This is a genomic window from Rickettsia rickettsii, assembly GCF_001951015.1.
GTDB classification, from domain to species: Bacteria; Pseudomonadota; Alphaproteobacteria; order Rickettsiales; family Rickettsiaceae; genus Rickettsia; species Rickettsia rickettsii.
Genome location: NZ_CP018914.1, coordinates 1126846 through 1152097, shown reverse-complemented (window position 1 = coordinate 1152097; position 25252 = coordinate 1126846). Strand labels below are relative to the sequence as shown.

The window sequence follows — 25252 nt, the reverse complement described above, 5'->3', positions numbered from 1 at the left end:
GAAAAAAATTATTTTATATCTCACTGCCCTAATATCACTTACTATAACTTTTATAACTCAAGCGGATTGTTTTTTAGTTAATGAAAATTATAAAACAAGAAGGTAATTGTGAGTCTCGTTATGCTCCATGCTCAACATTTAAAATTGCTATAAGTTTAATGGGTTATGATGATGGGTTTTTAATTGATGAAACTCATCCAAAATTACCTGTTAAAGCAGGATATGCTGACTATCTTGAAGTTTGGAAACAATCCCAAACACCTAAAGATTGGATGAAGAATAGCTGTGTTTGGTATTCTCAGATTATTACTAAAGAATTAGGTATTGAAAAATTTCGTGATTATGTAACATAATGTGATTATGGTAATCGTGATATTTCAGGAGGAGATAAAGGCAAGAATAACTGTTTAACTAATGTATGGCTTTCTAGTTCTTTAGAAATTTCACCGTAAGAACAATTAGCTTTTCTTCAGAAACTAGCAGAGAATAAATTGCCTGTAAGTGTTCAAGCCCAAGAAATGACTAAAAATATTTTGTTTATTGAAGATTTTGTAGATTGTTGGAAGCGTTACGGTAAAACAGGTAGTGGTAATAAACTTAGCCAAGATAGAACTGTAAAGTTAAAGGATCGTAAAATTGGATGGTTTATAGGTTGGCTACAAAAAAATGACAGAACAGTTTTCTTTGTACATTTCATTGAAGATAATAAAAATTATTATTCTTATGCAGGGCAACGTTCTAAAGAAGCAGCGAAAGAAAAGCTAAAAGAATTGATAAATCAAGAATTGAAATAAATCTCAATTTTTATTTTCGAGGAACAACCAACAGTGAATTTGCTATTGGTTGTTGATTAAAAAGCAATACTCTAGGTTATCTATACTAAAGTACCTTCTTCTTCATAGGAGACTCCGGTCATATCTACCACAGCATGATCATTATCAAGTAGAGTGTTATTTTCAGTAGTAACATCTTCATTAATTTCAGCAGCAAGTTTTTCAGCTTCAATTTCATCAATATATTGTTTTAATTTAGCTTTTGTTGCGTTTTTATTTCTAACATACCCAAGTTACCCCTACACCTATTATAACAGCTATGGAGGCAACTACAGCTGTGCCAATGCTTATATATTGAGCAACTAAGGAATTATCATTATCACTCTCATCAAACATATTTTCTTGAAAGTTGTAAGTTGTATTGAAAGCAGTATTAGTAAGGTTTGCTACGGTGTTATTAATTAAATTTATTCCCGTTTCAGTCTAACTTTCGGTGTTATCGGAAAAGATTGATTCAGAAATTTCGTCAGTAGAGCTTGTTATTGTGTTATTAATCGGATTAGCTGCTATTTCAGATAAGTCTTTTGTTATGAGTTCTAATAAGTTTTCTATTGTGTTAGTACCTTGAGTAGTGCTAGATATCGGGTTAGATATTAAATCCTTTATTTCTGAATAAATTCCATTCAAATTATTTCCTTTAAGTACCTCAAATATTTTGCACCCTTTACTATAACCTATAGTAATAGGGTTATTAGTTGCTGCAGTATTAAGTATATACTCAATAGTAGGGTTTTAAATTTTAGTATAATTGTGTGGATCAAAATAATAACGAAAATTTTCTTGACATATTTTCATCAATGCTTCCTCATACATAAAAGTATTATCACCTTGTTTTTTTTAATATATAATCTCGTATATTGTCTCCATTATCATTATATCGTTATTTAATAATTCAATTCCTTTGCTATACTCCATCGCTGCCATATTGTTTTTAGGACAATTCGATACAATTAAATTTTTTGTAGTAGGATCTATATAATAATTTTCTCCGTTATATCCTATTTGAAGCATATTATATTCTTGATCTCCAATTGTTGCTCTTACTGTTATAGTAATGCTTGCCACAGTGGTTAAAAATGAAGTTAATTGATGTATCATTTTGCTATTCCTTTGGATTTTTAAAATTGAAGGGCATAATCAGCAGTACTTATTTGATAGTCAAGAAATTATTAACAAAAATTAATAATTAATATATAATAATTGCAATTAGGTAAATTATATAAATTTCAATATCGCTTGAAGTATCTAAAGAAATGTTATAAAGTCAAAAAGTTCATAGAAATTTAAGGGTATTATGCAAGTAGTAAAAGCTTTAGAACAAATTTTAGCAGATAGCTATGCTTTATATTTTAAAACACAAAATTATCATTGGAATGTAGAAGGAGCAGAGTTTAGAAGTCTACATTTATTATTTGAGGGGCAGTATGAAGATTTAGCTGAAAGCTTAGATGAGCTTGCTGAAAGAATAAGAAGTTTAAATGCTAAAGTTCCCGCATTATCAGATTTAATAAAACTTGCATCTATAGATGAGGCAAATCTAAACGCAACGGCAAATGAAATGCTTAAAAGTCTAACAAAAGATCAAGATATTATTAGAGATACCTTATATAAGGGACTCAAAGTAGCACAAGCAGAGGGCGATGAGGGTACAGCCGATATGATTATTGGACGAATTAAGGTGCATGAAAAGAATAGATGGATGCTGAAGAGTAGTATACTCTAGTGTCATTTCCATTTTCGTCATTGCAAGCGACTGAAAGGAGCGTAGCAATCTCAGGAGATAGTGTATGATTCCTGAGATTGCTGTGTCGATGCTGTGCATCTCATCGCAATGACGTTAATGTTCATAACAAACAAACTAACAAAATAAAAATAAAATGGAACAATATGATGTAGCCGTTATAGGCGGTGGTCCAGGTGGGTATGTTGCAGCAATTAGAGCAGCACAATTAAAGAAAAAAGTTGTATTAATAGAAAAAGAGCATTTGGGTGGGGTATGTCTTAATTGGGGGTGTATACCGACTAAATCCCTGCTTAAATCTGCTGAGGTTTTTGAATATATAAAACATGCTAAAGATTATGGAATTGATGCTAAAGGTGCTGAAATCAACATTAAGAAAATAGTCGAACGCTCAAGAGAGATTTCAAATAAGCTTGCAGGCGGTGTTAAATTACTACTGAAAAAAAACAAAGTGACCGTGATAGACGGAGTAGCAAGTCTTGCAGGAAATAAGGTAATAAATATAAATGATAAACCTACAGTAAAAGCAGGAAATATTATTATAGCTACCGGCGCAAGATCTAGGGTTTTAAAAGGCTTTAAGCCTGACGGTAAACAAATTTGGACTTCTAAAGAAGCTATGATACCTCAGCATGTGCCGAAATCTATGATTATTGTCGGCTCAGGTGCAATCGGTATAGAATTCGCTTCGTTTTATAATAGTATTGGTGTGGATGTTACAGTAATTGAGGCACATAATAGAATATTGCCTGCTGAAGATATGGAAATTAGCGGAATCGCTCATAAGAACTTTGAGAAGAAAGGTATAAAAATTATTACAAATGCTAAGTTAATTAAGCAAACAAAATCAAAAGATAAGATAGAAGTTGAGTTAGAGTTAGCAGATAAAACACAAAAATTACAAGCTGAAATTTTACTTATGGCAGTAGGTATTACAGCTAATACGGAAAATTTAGGTCTTGAGAAAACAAAAATTAAAGTAGAAAACGGCTATATAACTACTAACGGGTTAATGCAAACTGCGGTATCAGGAATTTATGCTATAGGCGATGTAGCAGGAGTACCTTGTTTAGCTCATAAAGCAAGCCATGAAGGTATTATTGCAGCGGAAAGCATAGCGGGCTTAAAACCGCATACTATTAATAAACATAATATTCCTGGTTGTACTTATTCTTCGCCGCAAATAGCAAGCGTCGGTTTGACTGAAGAAGCAGCAACAACCTTAGGTTATAAACTTAAAATAGGCAGATTTCCTTTTATAGCTAACGGTAAGGCTTTAGTAAGCGGTGATAGCGATGGCTTAATTAAAACTATATTTGATGCTAAGACGGGTGAGTTGCTTGGAGCTCATATGATAGGCTCGGAAGTTACGGAATTAATACAAGGATATGTGGTTTCAAAAAATTTAGAAGGAACGGAGTTGGATTTAATTAACACTATCTTCCCGCATCCGACTTTATCGGAAATGATGCATGAATCAGTATTCTCTGCTTATGATAGGGCAATACATATATAATACTCGATGAACTTCAAAAATTGGCTACGTCGTCTTATAAGAGCTGTGGTGCTCACGTATTAAGTATATGCTCCGCTCCTCGCCTTATAGACACTCCTTGCTCTTGTTGAAGTTGATCTTCGTATATACGTTTCATTTTACTTCGGAGATATAAATTAAGAAAATGAACAAAGGTAATTTAATCAAGAATTATGCAGTAGCGTTATTTAATAACGCTATAGTTGATAATATACAAGATAAGATCTTTGAAGAAATTACTTCTATAAACCGTATAATTACCGATAATTTTGATATTAGAGAGTTCCTATTTTCTCCTATAGTAAATAAGAACGACAAAATTAACGCAGTTAATTCATTAGCAAAAAATATCAAAATTAGCACAATAGTACAAAATTTTTTATTGTTATTGGTAAAAAATTCGCGTACTGCTATTTTATCTAATATAGTAGATGCTTATAATACTTTACTATATGAAAGTAAAAACATAAAGATAGTTCAGGTTATTTCTGCAAATAAGTTACAACCTAAAGAGCAGGAGTGGATTAAATCTCGTATAGAAAAAGAATTAAATCAAAAAACAGAAATATTATTTGATATAGATAATACTATTATTGGCGGTATTGTAATTAAATATGATAGTATGTTGCAAGATTACTCAATAAAAGGTAGTTTAGAGAAAATAACGAAAGCTTTAAAGACAGTTAATATTGCTGTATAGATATTTATATAGTCATTGCGAGGAAATTACGAAGTAATTGACAAAGCAATCTCAGGATATTTTATGAGATTGCCACGAGGCCTACGGCTGCTCGCAATGACGACTCGGTGTCCACACGGGCAATGCTCGTTCGCAATGACAAGAAAATTAGGAGACATAAACCACATGAAACTAAAGCCTATTGAAGTAGCTGAAATATTACAAAAGGAAATAGCTAATATTAATTGCTTAAGTGAGCTTGAGGAAGTAGGGCAGGTAATAACCGTCGGTGACGGTATAGCCCAAATTTACGGTCTTGCTAATGTAAAATCCGGTGAAGTAGTAGAATTTAAATCCGGTGTTAAGGGCCTTGTTTTAAACTTGGAAAACGATAGTGTCGGTGTTGTAATTATGGGGGATGATAACCAAGTACAGCAAGGTGATAATGTCAAAAGAACTAAAGAAGTTTTAGAAGTACCGGTAGGAAAAGCTTTGCTTGGTCGTGTTGTTGATGCTCTAGGTAATCCTATTGACGGCAAAGGCGATATTGCAAGTAAAGAGTACAGACATATCGAGATGAAGGCTCCGGGGATAATAGAAAGAACGAGCGTGAGTGAACCCGTACAAACCGGAATAAAGGCTATAGATTCGTTAATCCCAATAGGTAGAGGACAAAGAGAGTTAATAATCGGTGATAGGCAAACTGGAAAAACAGCTATAGCCGTTGATACTATTATTAATCAAAAACAAGCTCATTCACTTACTAATGAAAGTGATAAAATTTATTGTATTTATGTAGCTATTGGGCAGAAAAGATCAAGTGTTGCACAAATAGTAAAAAAACTAGAAGATGCCGGAGCCATGGACTATACACTCATTGTTTCGGCTACTGCTTCGGAAGCTGCAGCTCTTCAATTCATTGCCCCTTATTCTGCCTGTAGTATGGGCGAATATTTTCGTGATAACGGCATGCACGCACTTATTATTTATGATGATTTAAGTAAGCATGCCGTTGCATATAGACAAATCTCATTATTACTTAGAAGACCTCCCGGGCGAGAAGCCTATCCCGGCGACGTGTTCTACCTGCATTCAAGGTTGCTTGAGCGTGCTGCTAAAATGTCAGAGGAAAAAGGCAGCGGTTCACTTACTGCTCTTCCTATAATCGAAACGCAGGCAGGTGATGTATCCGCATATATCCCAACAAATGTTATTTCGATTACCGACGGTCAAATTTTCTTAGAAAGTGAGCTATTTTATAAAGGTGTAAGACCTGCCGTTAATGTCGGTATTTCGGTAAGCCGTGTTGGTTCTGCAGCACAAATAAAGGCTATGAAGCAGGTAGCAGGTTCGGTAAAGTTAGAGCTTGCTCAATTTAGAGAGCTTGAGTCTTTCTCGCAATTTGGATCAGATTTAGACCCTGCCACTAAAGCACAAATCGATCACGGTAAAAGATTAGTTGAGATATTAAAACAAGCTCAATATAATCCTTTTCCGGTAGAAGAACAAATAGTAAGTATTTATGTCGGCACTAAGAAATATTTAAATGATGTCCCGCTTCAGAAAGTAAAAGAATTTGAAGATAAAATGCTTACGGAGATAAGGTTAAATAAAAAAGATATTTTGGAATCAATAAAAAACGAGCAATGTATAACCGAAGAAACCGAGCAGAAACTGAAAGCATTTTTAGAAAACTTCGTTAAGGAATTTGTTAAATAAGATGATGTTGTTTTTGTGTGGATACTAAATCGTCATTGCGAGTGACTGAAAGGAGCGTGGCAATCTCAGGAATGTTGCCTGAGATTGCAACAAAGTTTCGTTCCTCGCAATGACATAAAAATACTAAATAAATATGTCAAATTTAAAGCAGTTAAGAACTAGAATTAAAAGCGTTAAATCTACACAAAAGATTACTAAAGCAATGCAACTAGTATCAGCTTCTAAAATGGCAAAAATAAAGAGTCAAATAGCCAATTCAAATTTTTATATTGAGGCTGTTAGTAAAATGATGTCTGCTATATTATCAATTGATATGTATGAGTTATCTATAGAAGAGCAGAAATTTTTTAATACCGTGCCGAATAAAGCAAATTTATTGATAGTTATGACATCACAGCGTGGTTTATGCGGAACGTTTAATTACAGTATAATTCAGCAAGTTAAGAATGATATTAAAGAGTTAGAAAATAAAGGCGAACAAATAAAACTTATCATTATTGGAAAAAAAGGTTACGAAGCACTAAAAAGGCAATATGTAAATTATATTGATAGTTATTTTGAGTTACCCAAAATTCATGATGAAAATCTGATGCTACAAGTAAAACAAAAAATTATGTCGGCAGTAGAAAATCTAGAAGTTAGTAATTGTGTTATATATTTTAATAAATTTAAGAACGCAATGACTCAAATTATGACTAGACAACAGATTTTACCAGTAGCAAAATATCAGGATGATTCTATGATAGATAATCCTATAGTTAATTTAGTCGGATTCGGATACAAGGAACGAGGAGCGAAGCCTATAAATAATAGGAGCGCGACGAGTGACATAGTAGGCGAGTCCAAATCAATTGACTATAATTATGAATATGAGGGAGAAAATCTCATTTCTAATCTCATTAATTTATATGTGAATTCCCAAATAAATTATGCTTTACTACAAAGTAGAGCAAGTGAGGAGGGAGCTAGAATGACTGCTATGGAAAATGCAACAAATAATGCTAATGATTTAATAAGCAAGTTAGTTTTAAAGCTAAATAGATCAAGACAGGCTATTATTACTACGGAATTAATAGAGATTATAGCCGGTTCAGAAGCGGTTTAGATATACTCGTTTAATTTGAAAAATTGGCGTCGTTGTTTCATATTTTTTGATCCTCACGTACTAGTATATACGCTGTCAAAAAATATGAAACGCCTTGCTCTTTTCCACATTAAACTGCGTCTATCTGTTCTTCATTTTATTTGTATTATATTTTTTAACAAAAGAAAAAATCATGACAAAAAATATTGGAAAAATTACTCAGATTATTTCAGCGGTGGTGGATGTAAAATTTACGAATAACGGTAAGTTACCGGAAATTTTAAATGCTCTAGAGTGCTATAACGATACACGAAGGGTAGTCCTGGAAGTAGCACAACATATAGGTGATGATACAGTGCGTTGTATTGCTATGGATTCTATGGAAGGGTTAGTGCGGGGCGTAGAAGTAATAGATACAGGCAGTCCTATTCGTATTCCTGTAGGTACTGAGACGCTTGGGCGTATTATGAATGTTGTAGGTGAGCCGATTGACGGTAAAGGAGACATTAAAAGCTCAAATATTTCTTCTATATATAAGCCTGCTCCTGATTTTACCAATCAGTCAACCGAGCGTAATATATTAGTAACCGGTATTAAAGTTATTGATTTACTTGCTCCTTATACTAAAGGCGGTAAAATAGGACTATTCGGTGGTGCAGGAGTCGGTAAAACCGTGCTTATAATGGAGCTTATTAATAACGTAGCTAAAGCACACGGCGGTTATACGGTATTTGCAGGAGTTGGTGAGAGAACTAGAGAAGGTAATGATCTTTATCATGAAATGATTGACTCGGGTGTTATTAACCTTGCAGAGCCTGAAAAATCAAAAGTAGCTTTAGTTTATGGACAAATGAACGAGCCGCCGGGAGCAAGGGCAAGAGTTGCGTTAAGCGGTCTGACCATTGCCGAGAGTTTTAGAGATATGAATGAAGGGCAAGATGTTTTGTTTTTTGTAGATAATATTTTCCGTTTTACTCAAGCAGGTTCTGAAGTATCGGCGTTACTCGGTAGGATTCCGTCAGCGGTAGGGTATCAGCCTACTCTTGCAACCGATATGGGCGAACTACAAGAGCGTATCACCTCTACTAAGCACGGCTCAATAACTTCCGTGCAGGCTATATATGTACCGGCGGATGATTTAACTGATCCTGCTCCTGCTACTTCTTTTGCACATTTAGATGCTACAACGGTACTTAGTCGTCAGATAGCTGAGTTTGGGATTTATCCGGCAGTTGATCCGTTAGATAGTAATTCGCAGGTACTTGATCCGATGATTGTTGGTGAAGAACATTATAGTGTAGCAAGACAAGTGCAGCAGGTTTTACAAACTTATAAATCGTTGCAGGATATTATCACTATTTTAGGTATGGATGAGCTATCCGAAGAAGATAAACTAACCGTGGCACGTGCTAGAAAAATACAGCGTTTCTTATCGCAGCCTTTCCATGTCGCTGAAGTATTTACCGGAGCTGCAGGCAAGTTTGTTAATCTAGCTGATACTATAGCAGGCTTTAAAGGACTTGTAGAGGGTAAATACGATGATTTACCGGAAGCTGCTTTTTATATGGTCGGAACTATAGACGAGGCTATAAAGAAGGCGCAAACGTTGAAGTGACGTTGATGTCATTCCCGCGTAGGCGGGAATGACGTAGTAATTTTACTATATTATTCTATGAACGCAACAATTCTAGTCAAAATAATTACTCCTTTAAGTATTGCATTGGAAAAGCAAGCTAAAATAGTAACAATGTCGGGTGAGGAGGGTATGTTTGGAGTGCTGCCGAGTCACGTTCCGATGATTGTTAGTTTAAAAGCCGGTTTAGTGCAGGTTTATATAGATGATATGCATAAATCCGAAAACACTTATCTTATTTCCGGCGGTGTAACCGAAGTAACGGCAAATTATATTAATATAGCTACGGAAACGGCTATTAACGTTACGAATTTAAGTGAAGCGGAAATAGCAACTAAGCTTCTCGATCTTCAAAAAACTTTATCAGATCAACATTAATTTGTTTGAAAAATCTACGTTTTGGGATAAGGTTATTTTAATGTCATTGCAAGGCTTTTTTCCGTCATTGTGAGGAGCGAGAGGTGACGCGGCAATCTTGTCAAACTTCCTGAGATTGCCAAGCAGTTCTACGGCTGCTCGCAATGATGATGTTTATTCCACATAATCAAGTGAGAAACAAATGTCAGAAGTACATAATTCAGAATATATACAAGAGTTATCAGTTGATAATACTTCATACAAAATTTACGATATAAATAAAGCGGCAAGCGATGTAGATCTTCCCTTAAAAAAGCTTCCATATAGTTTAAGAGTATTATTTGAGAATGTATTACGTTCTAATGGTTCAAAGCAAAGCTTACTTTTATTTAAAGAATGGCTAAAAACTAAAAAATCTGATGCGGAAATAGATTTTATGCCGGCAAGAGTTTTGATGCAGGACTTTACTGGTGTGCCTGCTATTGTAGATTTGGCGGCTATGCGTGATGCGATGAAGAAAATAGGAGGTGATCCGTTAAAAATTAACCCGCTTATTCCTGTTGATTTGGTAATAGACCATTCCGTAAGCGTTGATTCTTATGCAGCTAAGGATTCATTCAATAAAAATGTTCAAATGGAAATGAAACGTAATATAGAGCGTTATGCATTTCTTAAATGGGGGCAGCAAGCATTTAATAATTTTAAAGTAGTGCCGCCGGGTACGGGTATTTGTCATCAGGTAAATTTAGAATATTTAGCAAAAGTCGTGTGGCATAAAGACGGCACCCTTTATCCTGATAGTTTAGTTGGAACGGATAGCCATACAACTATGGTAAACGGTTTATCGGTGCTTGGTTGGGGAGTCGGCGGAATAGAGGCAGAAGCTGCCATGCTAGGTCAACCTCTTACTATGATTCTGCCAGAGGTAATTGGGGTAAAACTAACAGGAAAATTAACAGGTATAGCTACCGCAACTGATTTAGTTTTAACCGTTACCGAGATGTTGCGGAAAAAGAAAGTAGTAGGTAAATTTGTCGAGTTTTTCGGTGAGGGTCTTAAAAACCTAATGATTGCCGATCGTGCTACTATTTCTAATATGTCGCCTGAATACGGTGCTACTTGCAGCTTTTTCCCGATTGATCAAGAAACTATAAAATATCTAGAGCTAACAGGTAGAGAAAAAACGCAAATCAGATTAGTAGAGCAATACGCAACCGAGCAGAATCTTTGGTATGATTTTGAACATGCGGTAGAATATACTGAGGTTTTAGAGCTAGATTTATCTATGGTACATAGTTCACTTGCCGGTCCAAAACGTCCGCAAGATCGAGTAAACTTAAATGATGTAGCAAGTAATTTTAAATATGAATTACCGAATTTTGCTTTAGAAAATAAAGACATTGATAAAAAATATGCCGTAGCAAATCAGAATTACGAAATTGGTAACGGCGATGTGGTAATTGCAGCAATTACTAGCTGTACTAATACTTCTAATCCTTCGGTTATGATTGGTGCAGCACTTCTTGCTAAAAAAGCACTAGAACACGGGTTAAAGGTAAAACCTTGGGTTAAAACTTCTCTTGCTCCTGGTTCAAAAGTCGTAACGGAATATTTGAAGCTTAGTGGTCTTGATAAATATTTAGATGAATTAGGGTTTAATCTAGTAGGTTACGGCTGCACTACTTGCATCGGTAATTCCGGACCTCTCAATCCAGAAATAGAGGAAACTATTAACAAAAACGGGTTAGTTGTTGCTTCTGTTTTATCTGGTAATAGGAATTTTGAAGGGCGAATTAATCCGCTTACTAAAGCAAGCTATCTCGGTTCGCCTATTTTAGTCGTAGCATATGCACTTAGCGGCACTCTTAATATAGATCTAACAAATATGCCCATAGGAGAAAATATTTATTTAAAAGATCTTTGGCCAAGAAAAGAAGAGATAGATGAAGTTATTGCAAATTCAATTAATTCCTCTATGTTTATAGAAAAATATTCTGATATATTTAGCGGAACGACAGAGTGGAAAGATTTACAGGTTACTAATAGTTCTACTTATAACTGGAATAAGAATAGCACCTATATTAATAATCCGCCTTATTTTAAGGATATAGGCAGCAAGAATAATATACAAGATATAAAATCTGCAAAAATTCTAGCAATTCTCGGTGATTCTATTACTACCGATCATATTTCGCCGGCAGGTAGTATTAGTAAAACCAGCCCTGCTGCTAAATATTTAACGGACCATCATATAGAGCCTCTAGATTTCAACTCTTACGGATCACGTAGAGGAAATCATGAAGTAATGATGCGTGGCACATTTGCTAATATTCGTATAAAAAATGAGATGTGTAAAGGTGTAGAAGGCGGGTTTACCATAAACCAGTTAAACGGCACGCAGCAAACTATCTACGATGCAGCTATGGACTACAAAGCTCATGATGTATCGGTAGTGATTTTTGCAGGTAAAGAATATGGCAGCGGCTCATCTAGAGACTGGGCAGCAAAAGGACCTGGTTTGCTTGGTGTAAAGGCAGTGATTGCCGAGAGCTTTGAGCGAATACATCGATCAAATTTAGTAGGTATGGGTATTTTACCGCTCACTTTTACCGGCAATAATACAAGATTAGATTTAAAGTTAGACGGTTCAGAAACTATTGACATTACAGGCTTAAGCGAGAATATAAGCTCTTATCATCCTGTTAAATGCGTGATACAAAAACAAACCGGTGCAATAAGAACAATCGATTTAATATTGCAAATATTTACGGATAATGAGATAAATTATATAAAGCACGGCAGTATTATGCATTTTGTGGTAGAGAGTTTGAAGGGGTAGTTTGCTGGTATCGTCATTGCGAGGAAATTGCGTAGCAATTGTACGTGCGTAATATTGGGAGTTTGTTATTATTTTATGAGATTGCCACGCAGTCTACGGCTGCTCGCAATGACAATTCAGATAGCCATGCAACAACGCCACATGGGAACGACATAAAGAGGTAAAAATATGGACAAGCATCTTAAAGAATATACCGAGAGCGGTAAGAAAAATTTAATTGTAGTATATATATTATATTTATGCGGGATCGTAGCTCCGATATTGCCATTAATTGGGGTATTTTTTGCATATCTTAACAAAGATAAAGGCGATAACTTTGCAATTAGTCATTACGTGTTTTTATTTCGTACTTTTTGCCTTGGGGTTCTTGGGTGGATTGTATGTTTTATATTTACGTTTATCATGATTGGAGTAGTACTATACGTTATACTCGCTGTTTGGTATATACTTCGTGTTGCCATCGGTTTTAAATATATGATAGAAGACAAAGCATACCCAAACCCTATGACTTATTGGATAAAATAAAAATGATAAAGCTGAACATAGACGGTTCTGAAATAGAAGTATCAGAAGGTAGCACCGTTTATCAAGCCTGTAAACAAGCAGGAAAAGAAATCCCTCATTTTTGTTATCATGAGCGTCTAAAAATTGCTGGTAATTGCCGTATGTGCTTGGTTGAAATGGAAAAATCACCAAAGCCTATAGCTTCTTGTGCTATGCCGGTAAGTAACGGTATGGTTATTCATACCGATACGCCGATGGTAAAAAAAGCACGTGAAGGGGTGATGGAGTTTTTACTGATTAACCATCCTTTAGATTGTCCTATTTGTGATCAGGGCGGAGAGTGTAATTTACAGGATCAGGCTTTCAGATATGGCAAAGGTACTAATAGATTCCACGAAAATAAGAGATCTATTAAAGATAAATATATGGGACCGTTGATTAAAACAGCGATGACTAGATGCATACAATGCACAAGATGTATTAGATTTGCAAGCGATATAGCGGGAATAGAGGAAATGGGCGCTATTCACCGTGGAGAACACATTGAAGTAACTTCATATTTAGAGCAAACTTTAGATTCCGAAATTTCCGGTAATATGATCGATATTTGTCCCGTCGGTGCTTTGAACTCTAAGCCTTATGCTTTTAAAGCTCGTAAATGGGAGCTAAAACATACCGCTAGCATTGGAGTGCATGATGCCGAAGGCTCTAATATTCGTATTGATAGTAGAGGCGATGAGGTAATGAGGATATTACCTCGTGTTAATGAAGAAATAAATGAAGAGTGGCTTTCGGATAAGAATCGTTTTAGTTATGATGGTTTAAAATATCAGCGCTTGGATCGTCCTTATATCAGAAAAAACGGTAAGTTAGTAGAAGCTAGCTGGAGTGAAGCTTTAAAGACAGTAGCGGATAAAATAAAATCCGTAAAACCAGAAAAGATTGCTGCTATTGCTGGTTCTCTCTCTTCTGTCGAATCAATGTTTATGTTAAAAACATTATTACAAAAGCTTGGCTCTAATAATTACAGCGTTAATCAGTTTGACTATAAACTAGATACCATGCAGCGAGGCAATTATTTATTTAATACTACTATTGCAGGGATAGAAAAGGCTGATTTATGTTTGCTAATCGGAGCAAATCCAAGGCAAATAGCTCCAGTATTAAATAGTAGAATAGGTATGCGAGTACGTGCCGACTCACTAAAAGTAGCAAGAATAGGTGGGGGGCATAACCAAACCTATAAAATTCAGGATTTAGGAAGTGATATTAAGATTATTGAGGGGCTAGCTATTGGTACTCATGAGTTTACGAAAGTCTTAAAAGCAGCAAAATATCTGATGATTATAGTAGGTGACGGTGTATATGCAAGAGATGACGGATATGCTATATTGTCGCTTATTCATAAGATAGTGACTGAATATAATATTATGCGTGATGATTGGAAAGGTTTTAATATATTGCATAATCACGCTTCTATAGTTGGCGGTCTTGATATTGGTTTTAATACTCCTATTAAGCTCGAAGAGTTGGAACTCGCTTATTTACTTGGAACGGACGCCATCCCATTTAATAAGCTGAAATCGACCTTTATAATATATCAAGGACATCACGGGGACGCAGGTGCTAGCAGTGCTGATGTAATTTTACCTGCGGCTGCTTATACCGAGCAGAGCGGAATTTACGTAAATTTAGAAGGTAGACCGCAAATAGCAGAAAAAGCAGTATCGCCTGTAGGGGTAGCTAAAGAAGATATAGAAATTATTAAAGAACTTGCCGGTTATCTAAAAATAGATATCGGAATGGATAATTTGCAAGAAGTAAGAGTAAGACTTGCTAAAGAATATAAGGTATTTGCTAGTATTGATAGAATTATAGAAAATAAATTTAGTAAGTTTAGCTCTAAAGATAAGTTATCAAAAGAGCCTATAACTGCAGAACCTATTAATTATTATATGACTGACGTGATTAGTAAAAATTCGGTCACTATGGCTAAGTGCGTTGAAGCTAAGGAAGCAAGAGACGAGGAGGCGGCATGATGAAAAATATGCTATTCTCACATCGTATGTCATTCCTGCAAAAGCGGGAATCCAGCTCTTTTTTTGTAAATTATTTTCTGGATTTTCACTTTTGCGGGAATGATATAATAAGAGTACAATCATGCTAGAACTCTTTTTTGAATATATTTTTCCGTTAATTATCATCGCTCTAAAGGTAGTTGCAATTACTATCCCTTTAATATTGTGCGTTGCGTATTTAACATATGCAGAGCGTCGTGTTATTGGATTAATGCAGCTTCGACGAGGACCTAACGTTGTCGGTCCGTTTGGATTACTTCAGCCTATTGCCGATGCGGTTAAGCTCTTATTCAAAGAGCCGATCATTCCAACCAATGCCGATAAAATATTATTTATTTTAGCACCGATGATAACTTTTATATTAAGTTTAATCGGCTGGGCAGTTATACCCTTTGCAAAGGGCGTAGTTCTGGCAGATATTAATGTAGGTGTTTTATATATTCTTGCTATTTCTTCTTTAAGTGTTTACGGCATTATTATTGCTGGCTGGGCTAGTAACTCAAAATATGCTTTTTTAGGAGCTATACGTTCCTCTGCCCAAATGATTTCTTATGAAGTGTCGATGGGGCTGGTTATTATTACCGTGCTACTTACTACCGGTACTCTCAATTTAAGTGAGATCATTGAAGCACAAAGAACAATACCGTGGTGGATTGATTTAATGCTACTACCTATGGGTGTCGTGTTTTTTATCTCGGTGCTTGCCGAAACAAATAGATTACCTTTTGATTTACCTGAAGCAGAATCGGAGTTAGTTGCTGGCTATAATGTTGAATATTCCTCTATGGGATTTGCTTTATTTTTTCTAGGTGAATATGCTAATATGATATTAGTTAGTGCAATGACTACGACTTTCTTTTTAGGAGGTTACTTGCCGCCCTTTAATATATCGTGGTTAGATTGTATTCCGGGGTTCTTTTGGTTTGTATTTAAGGTCGGATTCTTATTGTTTTGTTTTTTATGGATTAGAGCGACCTTACCAAGATATCGCTATGATCAATTAATGCGACTTGGCTGGAAAGTATTTTTACCTCTAACTTTATTTTGGGTAGTGTTAGTATCAAGTGTGCTTGTTTATACAGATAATTTACCGAGTATTTAGGTGTTATTGTAATTGTTGCTTGATCGGTTTACCCGTGCGAGGAAATTACTAAGTAATTGACGCAGCAATCTCAGGATATTTGACGAGATTGCCACGCAGCCTACGGCTGCTCGCAATGACAACTCGGTATCCATGCGGGTGATGCCCCGCAGAAATACATCGATCTTTAATATATAATTTTTATGATAAACTATTTAAAATCGTTTTTTCTATATGAGATAGTAAGGGGGATGGCTTTGACTTTAAAGTATTTCTTTAAGCCCAAAGTTACCATAAATTATCCTTATGAAAAAAGCCCTATTAGTCCAAGATTTAAGGGTGAACATGCCCTGCGTCGCTATGAACACGGTGAAGAACGCTGCATTGCGTGCAAACTCTGTGAGGCGATTTGTCCGGCACAAGCGATAGTAATTGAAGCGGACGAACGAGAAGACGGCAGCAGGCGTACTACTCGTTATGATATAGATATGACAAAATGTATTTATTGCGGATTATGTCAGGAAGCTTGCCCTGTAGATGCAATAGTTGAAGGTCCTAATTTTGAGTTTGCAAGTCTAACTCATACCGCACTTATTTACGATAAGGAAAGATTACTGCAAAATGGTGATAGATGGGAACAGGCACTCGCTAGTAAACTACACAAAGATTACGAGTATAGGTAATATACTCGTTTAATTACTCTTCATTTATTCGGAATATATACGTATATTATGCTGTTGTGATTCTGTTAATAGTCATTTCAAAAAAGTTAAATTAAAAAAATATATCATGAAAATTCGAACCTTGCATTCGAGATTTCATAAACCTTTGTAATTTAATTATTGCTTTTCTTTTTTTTGACTTTTATTCATCTTAATTATAAAAACTAAAAAGCTATATTCCTACTGGAATAAGAGAAACTCATAAAATATATAGTACTAATGAGCAATATTTAAAGCTAAAATCATATGATAAAGATTTATACAATTATAAAAGCCTCCAAAAGAGCTAGAAGACAAGAGAATTAGTTATAAGAATAATATATAAAGTTACTAAAACACATGCTGTAAGTATAATAATTAATTGTTCAATTTGGATTATAGTTAGCCTTATATTTTTTATTGTACATTGGGAGATTTATAAAAATACGCAAAACAATAATAATTAATCAAGCCGTAATATCTGTGCAGATTTTATAGAGCTTTCTAGATGAGAGGATAGAAGAACAATACCACCGCTATTTGCTTTCATGACAATTAGATTATTGAGTAAAGCCCTATTTTCTTTGCTTAAGTTAGTTTCAACTTCATCAAGTAGCCATAAGTCAGATTGGCAAGCAATAAGCCTTGCTATGGCTACGATTTTCTGCATTCCGCTAGACAAACTATAGCATTTTTTATCTAATAAGTCGTGTAATTTGAAGTAATGAATAGCAGCATATAGGGTTGCAGCGGAATTATAAATTTCTGACCAAAATTTTAGATTCTCAAAAACAGTCATTTCTGATTTTAGACCTAAATTATGACCGATATAAGTGCAGTAAAGTTTAGCTATATTGTTAATATTACAGTTTCTATAGTAGATATTACCGCTACTCGGTTGCATAATTCCTGCTATCATTCGTAGCAACGAGCTTTTCCCACAACCGTTAGCTCCTTTTATATATGTTATAGAAGAAGGAAGAAAAGTAATATTTAGATCAAATAAGTTTTTAAATTGTAATTGATGAAGTGATAGCATGTCCTTGTCATACCGTAGCTTGACTACGGTGTGACATCTGTTGCTTTTTAATAAATTTAATTTTCATGATGCTCTTCTGATGTAGTCCGTTAATTCTGTATTATATTGTTGATTATTATGACCAATTCCAAGTTTCTCACGAGCATCTCTTCAAGCTTCTTTATGATCTGATGCATCAGGATTTACCACATGACTTATATCTATGCCTGTTACCTTATTAGTTTCTTGACCTAGTTTTTTAGTTGCGTTGTTTAATTCATGGTTTATTTTTTTAGTTTCTTTTGCTATTTTTTCATATAAATCTCACTTTTAAGTTCTATAATTAGAGTAGCATTTATATTTTTTGTAAGCAATTAAAATTTTACCAGCAAATTTTCCACCGATAAGCTAAATACATTTAAAATAGAACTCGGCATTAGACCAAAGTAAATAATTAATAATATTAAAGGAGCTATTGAGATTATTTCGTATTTATATAAATCTCTGAAATGCATAATTTCTTTATTGGTAATTTCACCGAGCATTACTTCTTTGTATAATTTCAGCATATAAACCGCCCCGAAGATTATGCCGAGAGCTGCTATAAAGGTTGCTACTACATTCACCTTATAAATCCCAAGCAGGCTTAAAAATTCTCCAATAAATCCACTAGTTCCGGGTAACCCGACAGAGCCGAGCATTGCAATCATAAAAAAGGTGGCAAGCACCGGCATTTTACTTGCTACACCACCATATTTAGCTATTTCTTTTGTATGTAATCTTTCGTACAAAGTACCGACTATTAAGAATAGACATGAAGAAATCACACCGTGGCTAAGCATCTGAAATATTGCTCCGCTAACTCCAGCTTTAGTAAAGCTAAAAATACCTATCGTAACATATCCCATATGTGCAATAGATGAATATGCTATCATCTTCTTCATATCTTTTTGAGCAAGCGCAACGAGTGATGCATATATTATAGCAATAACGCTAAGGTAAAGTACGTAAATTGCAAATTCTTGTGATACACTTGGACATAGAGGTAGTAATACTCTTAAAAAACCGTAACCGCCGAGTTTTAGCAAAATACCGGCAAGAATAACCGAGCCGCTGGTTGGAGCTTGTACGTGTGTATCGGGTAGCCAAGTATGAAAAGGAATAATAGGGATTTTAACGGCAAAAGCAATAAAGATAGCCCACCATAAAATTTGCTGAGCAAATAATGGAATATTATCGGTAAGCTGAAAGAGATAGGTTAAATCAAAGCTATGCATTTTGCTATAAATATAAATTAATGAAAGTAGGAAAAATACAGAACCAAAGAACGTGTATAAGAAGAATTTAAGAGCCGCATATATTCTATTCTTGCCACCCCATACGCCGATAATAATGTACATCGGCACTAATATTGCTTCAAAAAACAGATAAAATAATAGTAAATTTACCGAGGTAAATGCCCCTATACAAAAAGATTCCATTAATAAAAAACATACCAAGTATTCTTTAATATATTTTTTAACGGTAAATAAGCTTCCAATTATACAAATAAGAGTAAGAAAAGAAGTTAGAACCACAAAAAATATTGATATACCGTCAACGCCTACATGGAATTCAAGCCCGATCTTATCAAGCCAAGCGTAGCGTTCAACAAATTGATAAGCGGGGTTTGAGGAGTCAAACTCTATTAAAATATAGATAGTTGAGATGAATGTTAAAACAGAACTAAGCACTGCAACATACATTATATATATCGGTTTATCTGCTTTTTTACTTTGACTAATAAACAGCAAAATATATAGCACGCTTATTAGCGGCAGAAAAATACTGATAGATATAATAGGTAATTCTAACATTCTTTAAGATTTTATGAGTTTTTTTCCGTCATGGCGAAGCAAATTACGAAGTAATTGACAAAGCAATCTCAGGAATTTGTTATTATTTCATGAGATTGCCACGCTCTTTACGTTCGCTCGCAATGACGGTTTTAGTTTTTAACGCAAATAACATCAGTACATTATGTTTTTCCAAACAAAATAACTAATTGTTACAACAATAAATGATACTATATACAAAGCATAATTAAAAACATATCCTGTTTGTATTTTGCCGGTAAGAACGCTAAAGTAATTAACGACTCGTGAAAAACCGTTTGGTCCAAAACGATCGATTATTTGCTGATCGCCAAGATAAAATAAAGAAGCTAAACAGTTAATAGGTTTCACAATTAAGCAATTATATATTTCATCGAAGTAATATTTATTGCGTAATATGTTGGAAATTAATACAAGGGGTGTCATCACGCGGCTTGACCGCAGGATCCAGGCGTTTTTAATATTTTTACTGGATTTCCGCGTTTGCGGGAATGACATAACAGTACTTGACTTATATAAGTAAATCCCAGTAACAATCCCCACTATACCGACTGCCATAGGTAGTAGCTTAATATATAAAGGCGGGTGGCTAATTAGTAATTTATAAATATGTAAATTAAATAGGCTTGCATGGAAATAACCGTTTGGTTTGTCCATAGCAAGTAAATAATAGCCGATCATACCGCTAAAAAAGCTCCCGGCGACAAGTAATATAAGTGGATTATTCATTACTTTAGCCGGTTCGTGAGCATGCTCAAAAACATCTTTTTCTAGCTTAGTTTTGCCATGAAATACCAACATAATAATCTTCATTGAATAAATAGCGGTAAGTATTGCTGCTGCTATTCCAAAAATAAACATAAACGAGCCGCTACTATAAGCCGCTTCTAAAATCGAGTCTTTAGAGTAAAATCCTGCCAAAGGATAAATCCCTATTAGTGCAAGTGAGCCGATTAAGAAGTTGCCATAAGTTACCGGCATTTTATTTCTTAAATCACCCATTTTAAAAATATCCTGCTCGTGAACGGCATGTATTACGCTGCCGGCTGATAAGAATAATAAGGCCTTAAAAAAGGCATGAGTTACTAAGTGAAATATTCCGCTATTATAGGCAGATACTCCGCACGCCATGAACATATAACCAAGCTGACTACAAGTTGAGTAAGCAATAATCTTCTTGATATCGCTGTGCATAATAGCAATGCTTGCAGCAAAAAGACAAGTAACACCGCCGATAATCGTAATAAATTGTAGAATTAAAGGGCTATATTCAAATAAATACGAGCAGCGTGCTACTAAGAATACTCCTGCCGTTACCATGGTTGCTGCATGAATAAGTGCAGATACCGGAGTCGGTCCTTCCATCGCATCAGGAAGCCATACATGTAAACCGATCTGTGCAGATTTACCCATACAACCGATGAATAATAATAAACAAATAATGTCTAGAATGGAAAAATGTAAAAATATTTTTATATTAGATAATAATTCTGCAGATGACAATACATCTTTGTAATTTGCTGAGCCACAATAAACAATAATCGTCATTATGCCTAAGATAAAAGCAAAATCGCTGGCTCTATTTATTATAAAAGCTTTAATCGCTGCTTTATTAGCTGATTCTTTTGAATACCAAAAACCTATTAGTAAATATGAGCAAATGCCGACGCCCTCCCAACCGAAAAATAACTGTAAGAAATTATCGCTAGATACTAGCATTAACATAAAAAAAGTGAATAAAGAAAGAAAAGACAAGAAGCGTATAATCCCCTTATCTTCGGCCATATAGCCAAGCGAGTAGATATGCACGATGCTTGACACCCATGTTACGGCTATAAACATTATGCTAGTTAGCTGATCGATATAAATCGACCAATTTACTTTAAAATTTCCAACCTCAATCCATGGTAATAATTTAATATGGATTATATTCCCATCTAAGCCTGCATCGCAAAATATTATTAATGAGAATAAGGCAGATAAAGATAAAAAGCCGGTTGCAATTACTTGCGCTAATTTTTTGTCTATTACCCTTACGAATAACCCGTTTATTATGCTAGATGCAAGCGGTAACATGATGATCATTATGCAAATATTTTGATACATCATTATCCCCACATCTGATTAATGTCGGTAATTTCAATGGAGCCTTTATTACGGAAATATATTAGTAATATTGCAAGCCCGATTGAGGTTTCGGCAGCTGCTACGGTTAAGATTATAATACTAAAAATTTGTCCCGATAATTCTTGCATATATACGGAAAATGCAACAAAATTTATGTTAACTGCAAGCAGCATTAACTCAATAGACATTAATATATTGATAATATTTTTGCGATGCATAAATAATCCAAACATTCCGATAGTAAAAACTAAGCTGCTTAAGATTAAATAATGATTAAGCGAAATATATTCATTCATATTTAATATTCTCAACACCTTTATTTAGAATAGGCTTTGTCATTAATACGGTATTTTCTTTATTGTGACGTAGTTGTTTTGATATATCTTGACGTTTTACTCCCTCACGCTTCTTTAGTGTTAACGTAATACATGCAATCATAGCGACAAATAATATAAGGCCCGCCATTTGAAACGGTAGCATAAAGTCTGTGTAGAGTACGCTTCCTATTGCTTTAGTATTTGAGATATTATTTGTTATAGTAAACGATACATTGGAGTTGAAATTAATATTTTTAGTACCAAGTAAAATAATTATTACTAAATCGGCAAACATAATCAAAGCTATAAAAATACTTAAAGCTAGATTTGCTTTTAGCTGCGTTATTGTCTTATTAAAATGCATATCTAGCATCATTATCACAGATAAGAATAATAATGCTACAGCTCCAACATAAATCACTATCAGCATCATAGCTAAAAATTCTGCTCCAAGCAAAATCATAAGCCCTGCACCGTTGATAAATGCAAAAATTAACCATAATACCGAATATACGGAATTTTTGCTTAAGACAACGCATACGCTACTGATAGTTATTAATGTTGCAAATAAATAAAAAAATATAGGCATGGTGTTTATATAGGTTGTGTCTTATCTCTATTTTATCCTCGTAAAACTCGTTTTACAACATTAGGTTCTTTCTCAATAATCTTAAGAAGTAATTTTGCAGCTCCGGTAGGTAATCTTCTGCCTTGTTCCCAGTTTCTTAAAGTTGCAACACTCACTCCAAATGTTGTAGCAAATTGTTGTTGTGTTAATTTTAACTTATCTCTTGCTTCATGCACGTCTATATTAGATAATTTTATATCATGTTTATTTGCTTTTAATTTTCCTTTAGTGTATAAAACAGCCTCTTGCATTCCAATTAATATACTTTTGTCGGTTTGATTAGTATTTTTATTATTTATTTTTGCCGTGTCCGACATATAATGTTCCAATTCTTCAGTTAGTTTTTTTAATTCATTACAACTATTATGATTAATATTTTCCATCTTACTTTTTATAAAACCGGTTATTAAAAATACCGGCATATTTTCATTGTAGTAAAAATAAATTATTCTTATACTGCCACTTTTACCTTTATTATTACTACTTAAAGTAAATCATAACTTTCTTCTTACTACCTCCTCCAGTGCCTTTGATTATATCACCTTGGTCAGGATTAGCAGCAATGTAATGTATTATTTTAAAGCATTCTTTTTCATTTAAATTATTCTTAGCGAATTTTTGAAACTCTGGAAGCTCAACAACTGAAATCAGTTTTTTACTCATAATAATTATACGCCATTGGCGTAGGAGAATCAATAAATAATTTTTGTTTAGTATCATGGATACCGTGGCAAGACCACGGTATGACAGAGTGCAAATTGGCTACACCAACAAAGCATTAGAAGAAAATTTCTTGATCATCGGAATAAATAAGCTTTCTAGTTCTTTGCGTATTTCTTCCTTGTTTTCTACTTTTTGACCTTCTTTACTTAAAGTTAGCTCGCCTTTTTCTACATGACCAAGTACAGCCTCAATGATTGCTTTTTTATCATGTTTACCATCCATATATCTAAGTGCAAACTTCTCAAAGAAATTAACGCCGATCGGTTCATGTTTTAAATTTGTAACCCACATAGAAGGTGTATGGGTTGCTTGATGTATCACCATTTTTGTTGTTTTAGGCTTATCAAGCTCAGGGTTATTTCGATGCTTCTGATTTGTAATACTAATATAACCTTGTAGTACTAGCTTCATTGCATTATTTAAAAGCTCAGCTTTGATTTCGTTTAATTTAGTATTATGTAGCTTTTTATTAGCTTCAGTGGTTATTTTCTCAAAGCTTAACGGGTTATTTAGATTTTCGCTGAAAGTGTATAAAATAGCTTTCATATAAGGCGAACTAGTTGTTAAGTTAGAGTCTTGATTGCCGTTTAAGAAGAATTTTAAATTTTCGGAAGCATTATTAAGATCTACTTCTTTGAGTGGTTTTTCAGGCACTATATTAAAGATTATATTAAATTTCGTTATATCATCATTGTTAATATTTCTATTAATTTTCACATCACTATGACATAGTAAAGTGGTTCTAAAACGACGATTCGTAATGAAATCCATATATTGTTCGGTTCTAACTATATCGTTTACCGCTTTTAACTGCTCTACTACTTTCGGCGGCATATTACCGAGATACATAGTCGAAAGATTACAATCGGCTAAATATTGTAAATTGTGCTTTCTTGCTTCATTCATAAATTCATGGAAGTAGAATTGAGCATTTTCTTCTTCTAGATGATCATGACGTAAATAATGATCGGTTTGTTTAGCAAGTAGCCCTGCTTCGGTTTTTAATGCTTCTGCATAAGGAGTTTTAGAGTTTTCTAAGCTATCCTTAACAAATTCTAGTAACAATCTAGATTGAGCTATTTTATCCCGTACATTTGCAAATGAGCTAGAATGATACATCATCATATCTCTAATAGTACGGACCATATTCCAGCCAGGGAGGGTATTATAGCTAATATATGCTATTCCGTTTGGACTAAGATTTTTATTACAAACTTCAAAAATTTTATCTCTAACGGTTTTTGGTACCCAAGAAATTACACCATGGCAAATTATATAATCAAACTTACCGAAAGAATCGTTAATATCAGTTATCGAACAATGATGGAACTCTATATTTTTTAATCCTAGCGCTTTAACATTTTTATTTGCTTCGTCAATTTGTACCTTAGACAAATCAACCCCAACAAAATAAGCTTTTGGATAAAGAACTGCATGTGGTATTAAATTACCGCCTGCTGCACAACCAAGCTCCAATATTTTTGCATTCTCGACTTCAGGAGCATTTACACCGAAAAGAGTTGCAAGTGTACTTAAGTGATAAGGATTTGTAAGAGCATATGGGTAGCTTTCATAAGGTATTTCATCATAAGTGTTATGATCTGAAACCGCACCGTTAACAACGGATTGTGCGGAATGTGTTTTTTTTGCCATCTTATCATGACCGTTAGGGGTAGAAGAAGAGTTAGTAGCTTTTGGAGACATATTTTTCCCTTATATAGTTGAATTATTCGTGTCATCCCGTGGGATGATGACATTGTAGCTTTCATATAAATATTTCAC

At 34.4% G+C, this 25252-nt stretch carries 24 protein-coding genes; 14 read left to right on the top strand and 10 right to left on the bottom strand.

Going from position 1 to position 25252, the window contains the following annotated elements; genetic code table 11:
- The first annotated feature begins 80 nt into the window (after positions 1-80).
- On the top strand, positions 81-353 hold the full coding sequence (locus tag BTU51_RS09540; protein WP_012151353.1) for a penicillin-binding transpeptidase domain-containing protein: 273 nt from the start codon (positions 81-83) through the stop codon (positions 351-353).
- 165 nt (positions 354-518) lie between these two features.
- Positions 519-794, top strand: a complete 276-nt coding sequence (locus BTU51_RS09535) for a penicillin-binding transpeptidase domain-containing protein (RefSeq protein WP_196218320.1) — start codon at positions 519-521, stop codon at positions 792-794.
- Between the two features lie 462 nt (positions 795-1256).
- On the opposite strand, the gene BTU51_RS06965 is transcribed toward BTU51_RS09535, so the two are convergent.
- The gene (locus BTU51_RS06965; RefSeq protein WP_012151350.1) at positions 1257-1460 is read right to left on the bottom strand and encodes a hypothetical protein; all 204 of its coding nucleotides are present in this window, start codon (positions 1458-1460) and stop codon (positions 1257-1259) included.
- Between the two features lie 210 nt (positions 1461-1670).
- Positions 1671-1931, bottom strand: coding sequence for a hypothetical protein (locus BTU51_RS06960; RefSeq protein WP_012151349.1), 261 nt, complete (start codon positions 1929-1931; stop codon positions 1671-1673).
- 196 nt (positions 1932-2127) lie between these two features.
- On the opposite strand from BTU51_RS06960, the gene BTU51_RS06955 reads away from it, so the two are divergent.
- The 12 genes from BTU51_RS06955 to nuoI all read left to right on the top strand — a co-directional run bounded on the left by BTU51_RS06955 (position 2128) and on the right by nuoI (position 16765).
- Positions 2128-2556 (top strand): Dps family protein, encoded by a 429-nt coding sequence (locus tag BTU51_RS06955; RefSeq protein ID WP_012151348.1) that lies wholly within the window; start codon positions 2128-2130, stop codon positions 2554-2556.
- Between the two features lie 154 nt (positions 2557-2710).
- Positions 2711-4090 (top strand): dihydrolipoyl dehydrogenase, encoded by a 1380-nt coding sequence (gene lpdA / locus BTU51_RS06950; RefSeq protein WP_012262607.1) that lies wholly within the window; start codon positions 2711-2713, stop codon positions 4088-4090.
- Between the two features lie 163 nt (positions 4091-4253).
- Positions 4254-4808 (top strand): ATP synthase F1 subunit delta, encoded by a 555-nt coding sequence (atpH, locus tag BTU51_RS06945; protein WP_012151346.1) that lies wholly within the window; start codon positions 4254-4256, stop codon positions 4806-4808.
- A 165-nt stretch (positions 4809-4973) separates the two neighbouring features.
- On the top strand, positions 4974-6506 hold the full coding sequence (atpA, locus tag BTU51_RS06940; RefSeq protein WP_012151345.1) for a F0F1 ATP synthase subunit alpha: 1533 nt from the start codon (positions 4974-4976) through the stop codon (positions 6504-6506).
- Positions 6507-6639: 133 nt separating this feature from the next.
- The gene (atpG, locus tag BTU51_RS06935; protein ID WP_012151344.1) at positions 6640-7611 is read left to right on the top strand and encodes an ATP synthase F1 subunit gamma; all 972 of its coding nucleotides are present in this window, start codon (positions 6640-6642) and stop codon (positions 7609-7611) included.
- Between the two features lie 172 nt (positions 7612-7783).
- Positions 7784-9205, top strand: coding sequence for a F0F1 ATP synthase subunit beta (atpD, locus tag BTU51_RS06930; protein WP_012151343.1), 1422 nt, complete (start codon positions 7784-7786; stop codon positions 9203-9205).
- 57 nt (positions 9206-9262) lie between these two features.
- Positions 9263-9601 (top strand): F0F1 ATP synthase subunit epsilon, encoded by a 339-nt coding sequence (locus BTU51_RS06925; RefSeq protein ID WP_012151342.1) that lies wholly within the window; start codon positions 9263-9265, stop codon positions 9599-9601.
- A gap of 181 nt (positions 9602-9782) precedes the next feature.
- Positions 9783-12419 (top strand): aconitate hydratase AcnA, encoded by a 2637-nt coding sequence (gene acnA / locus BTU51_RS06920; RefSeq protein WP_012151341.1) that lies wholly within the window; start codon positions 9783-9785, stop codon positions 12417-12419.
- A gap of 168 nt (positions 12420-12587) precedes the next feature.
- Positions 12588-12944, top strand: a complete 357-nt coding sequence (locus BTU51_RS06915) for a DUF4870 family protein (RefSeq protein ID WP_004997331.1) — start codon at positions 12588-12590, stop codon at positions 12942-12944.
- A gap of 2 nt (positions 12945-12946) precedes the next feature.
- Positions 12947-14962, top strand: a complete 2016-nt coding sequence (gene nuoG, locus BTU51_RS06910; protein WP_014362424.1) for an NADH-quinone oxidoreductase subunit NuoG — start codon at positions 12947-12949, stop codon at positions 14960-14962.
- 121 nt (positions 14963-15083) lie between these two features.
- Positions 15084-16103: an NADH-quinone oxidoreductase subunit NuoH gene (nuoH, locus tag BTU51_RS06905; RefSeq protein ID WP_012151339.1), complete on the top strand. Its 1020-nt coding sequence runs from the start codon at positions 15084-15086 to the stop codon at positions 16101-16103.
- A gap of 182 nt (positions 16104-16285) precedes the next feature.
- Complete coding sequence (gene nuoI, locus BTU51_RS06900; protein ID WP_012151338.1) at positions 16286-16765, top strand: NADH-quinone oxidoreductase subunit NuoI; 480 nt, start codon at positions 16286-16288, stop codon at positions 16763-16765.
- A gap of 481 nt (positions 16766-17246) precedes the next feature.
- Here the strand turns inward: nuoI and ccmA are convergent, their stop codons facing one another.
- The 8 genes from ccmA to BTU51_RS06865 form a co-directional block, all read right to left on the bottom strand.
- Positions 17247-17822 carry a heme ABC exporter ATP-binding protein CcmA gene (gene ccmA / locus BTU51_RS06895; RefSeq protein WP_012151337.1) on the bottom strand — a complete coding sequence of 192 codons (576 nt, stop codon included), beginning with the start codon at positions 17820-17822 and terminating at the stop codon, positions 17247-17249.
- Between the two features lie 353 nt (positions 17823-18175).
- Complete coding sequence (locus tag BTU51_RS06890) at positions 18176-19657, bottom strand: NADH-quinone oxidoreductase subunit M (RefSeq protein ID WP_012151336.1); 1482 nt, start codon at positions 19655-19657, stop codon at positions 18176-18178.
- A 153-nt stretch (positions 19658-19810) separates the two neighbouring features.
- Positions 19811-21784: an NADH-quinone oxidoreductase subunit L gene (nuoL, locus tag BTU51_RS06885; protein WP_012151335.1), complete on the bottom strand. Its 1974-nt coding sequence runs from the start codon at positions 21782-21784 to the stop codon at positions 19811-19813.
- Entirely contained in the window at positions 21784-22098 is a 315-nt protein-coding gene (gene nuoK / locus BTU51_RS06880) for an NADH-quinone oxidoreductase subunit NuoK (RefSeq protein WP_012151334.1), read from the bottom strand. Before nuoK ends, nuoL begins: the two co-directional genes overlap by 1 nt.
- Positions 22091-22708 (bottom strand): NADH-quinone oxidoreductase subunit J, encoded by a 618-nt coding sequence (locus BTU51_RS06875; protein WP_012262602.1) that lies wholly within the window; start codon positions 22706-22708, stop codon positions 22091-22093. Before BTU51_RS06875 ends, nuoK begins: the two co-directional genes overlap by 8 nt.
- Before the next feature lie 32 nt (positions 22709-22740).
- Positions 22741-23169, bottom strand: a complete 429-nt coding sequence (locus tag BTU51_RS08920; RefSeq protein WP_012151332.1) for a helix-turn-helix domain-containing protein — start codon at positions 23167-23169, stop codon at positions 22741-22743.
- A 58-nt stretch (positions 23170-23227) separates the two neighbouring features.
- Positions 23228-23410, bottom strand: a complete 183-nt coding sequence (locus BTU51_RS08915) for a hypothetical protein (RefSeq protein WP_233417779.1) — start codon at positions 23408-23410, stop codon at positions 23228-23230.
- 99 nt (positions 23411-23509) lie between these two features.
- A complete protein-coding gene (locus BTU51_RS06865) occupies positions 23510-25174 on the bottom strand; it encodes a methyltransferase regulatory domain-containing protein (RefSeq protein ID WP_012262600.1) in 1665 nt (554 codons plus the stop codon).
- Between the last annotated feature and the right edge of the window lie 78 nt (positions 25175-25252).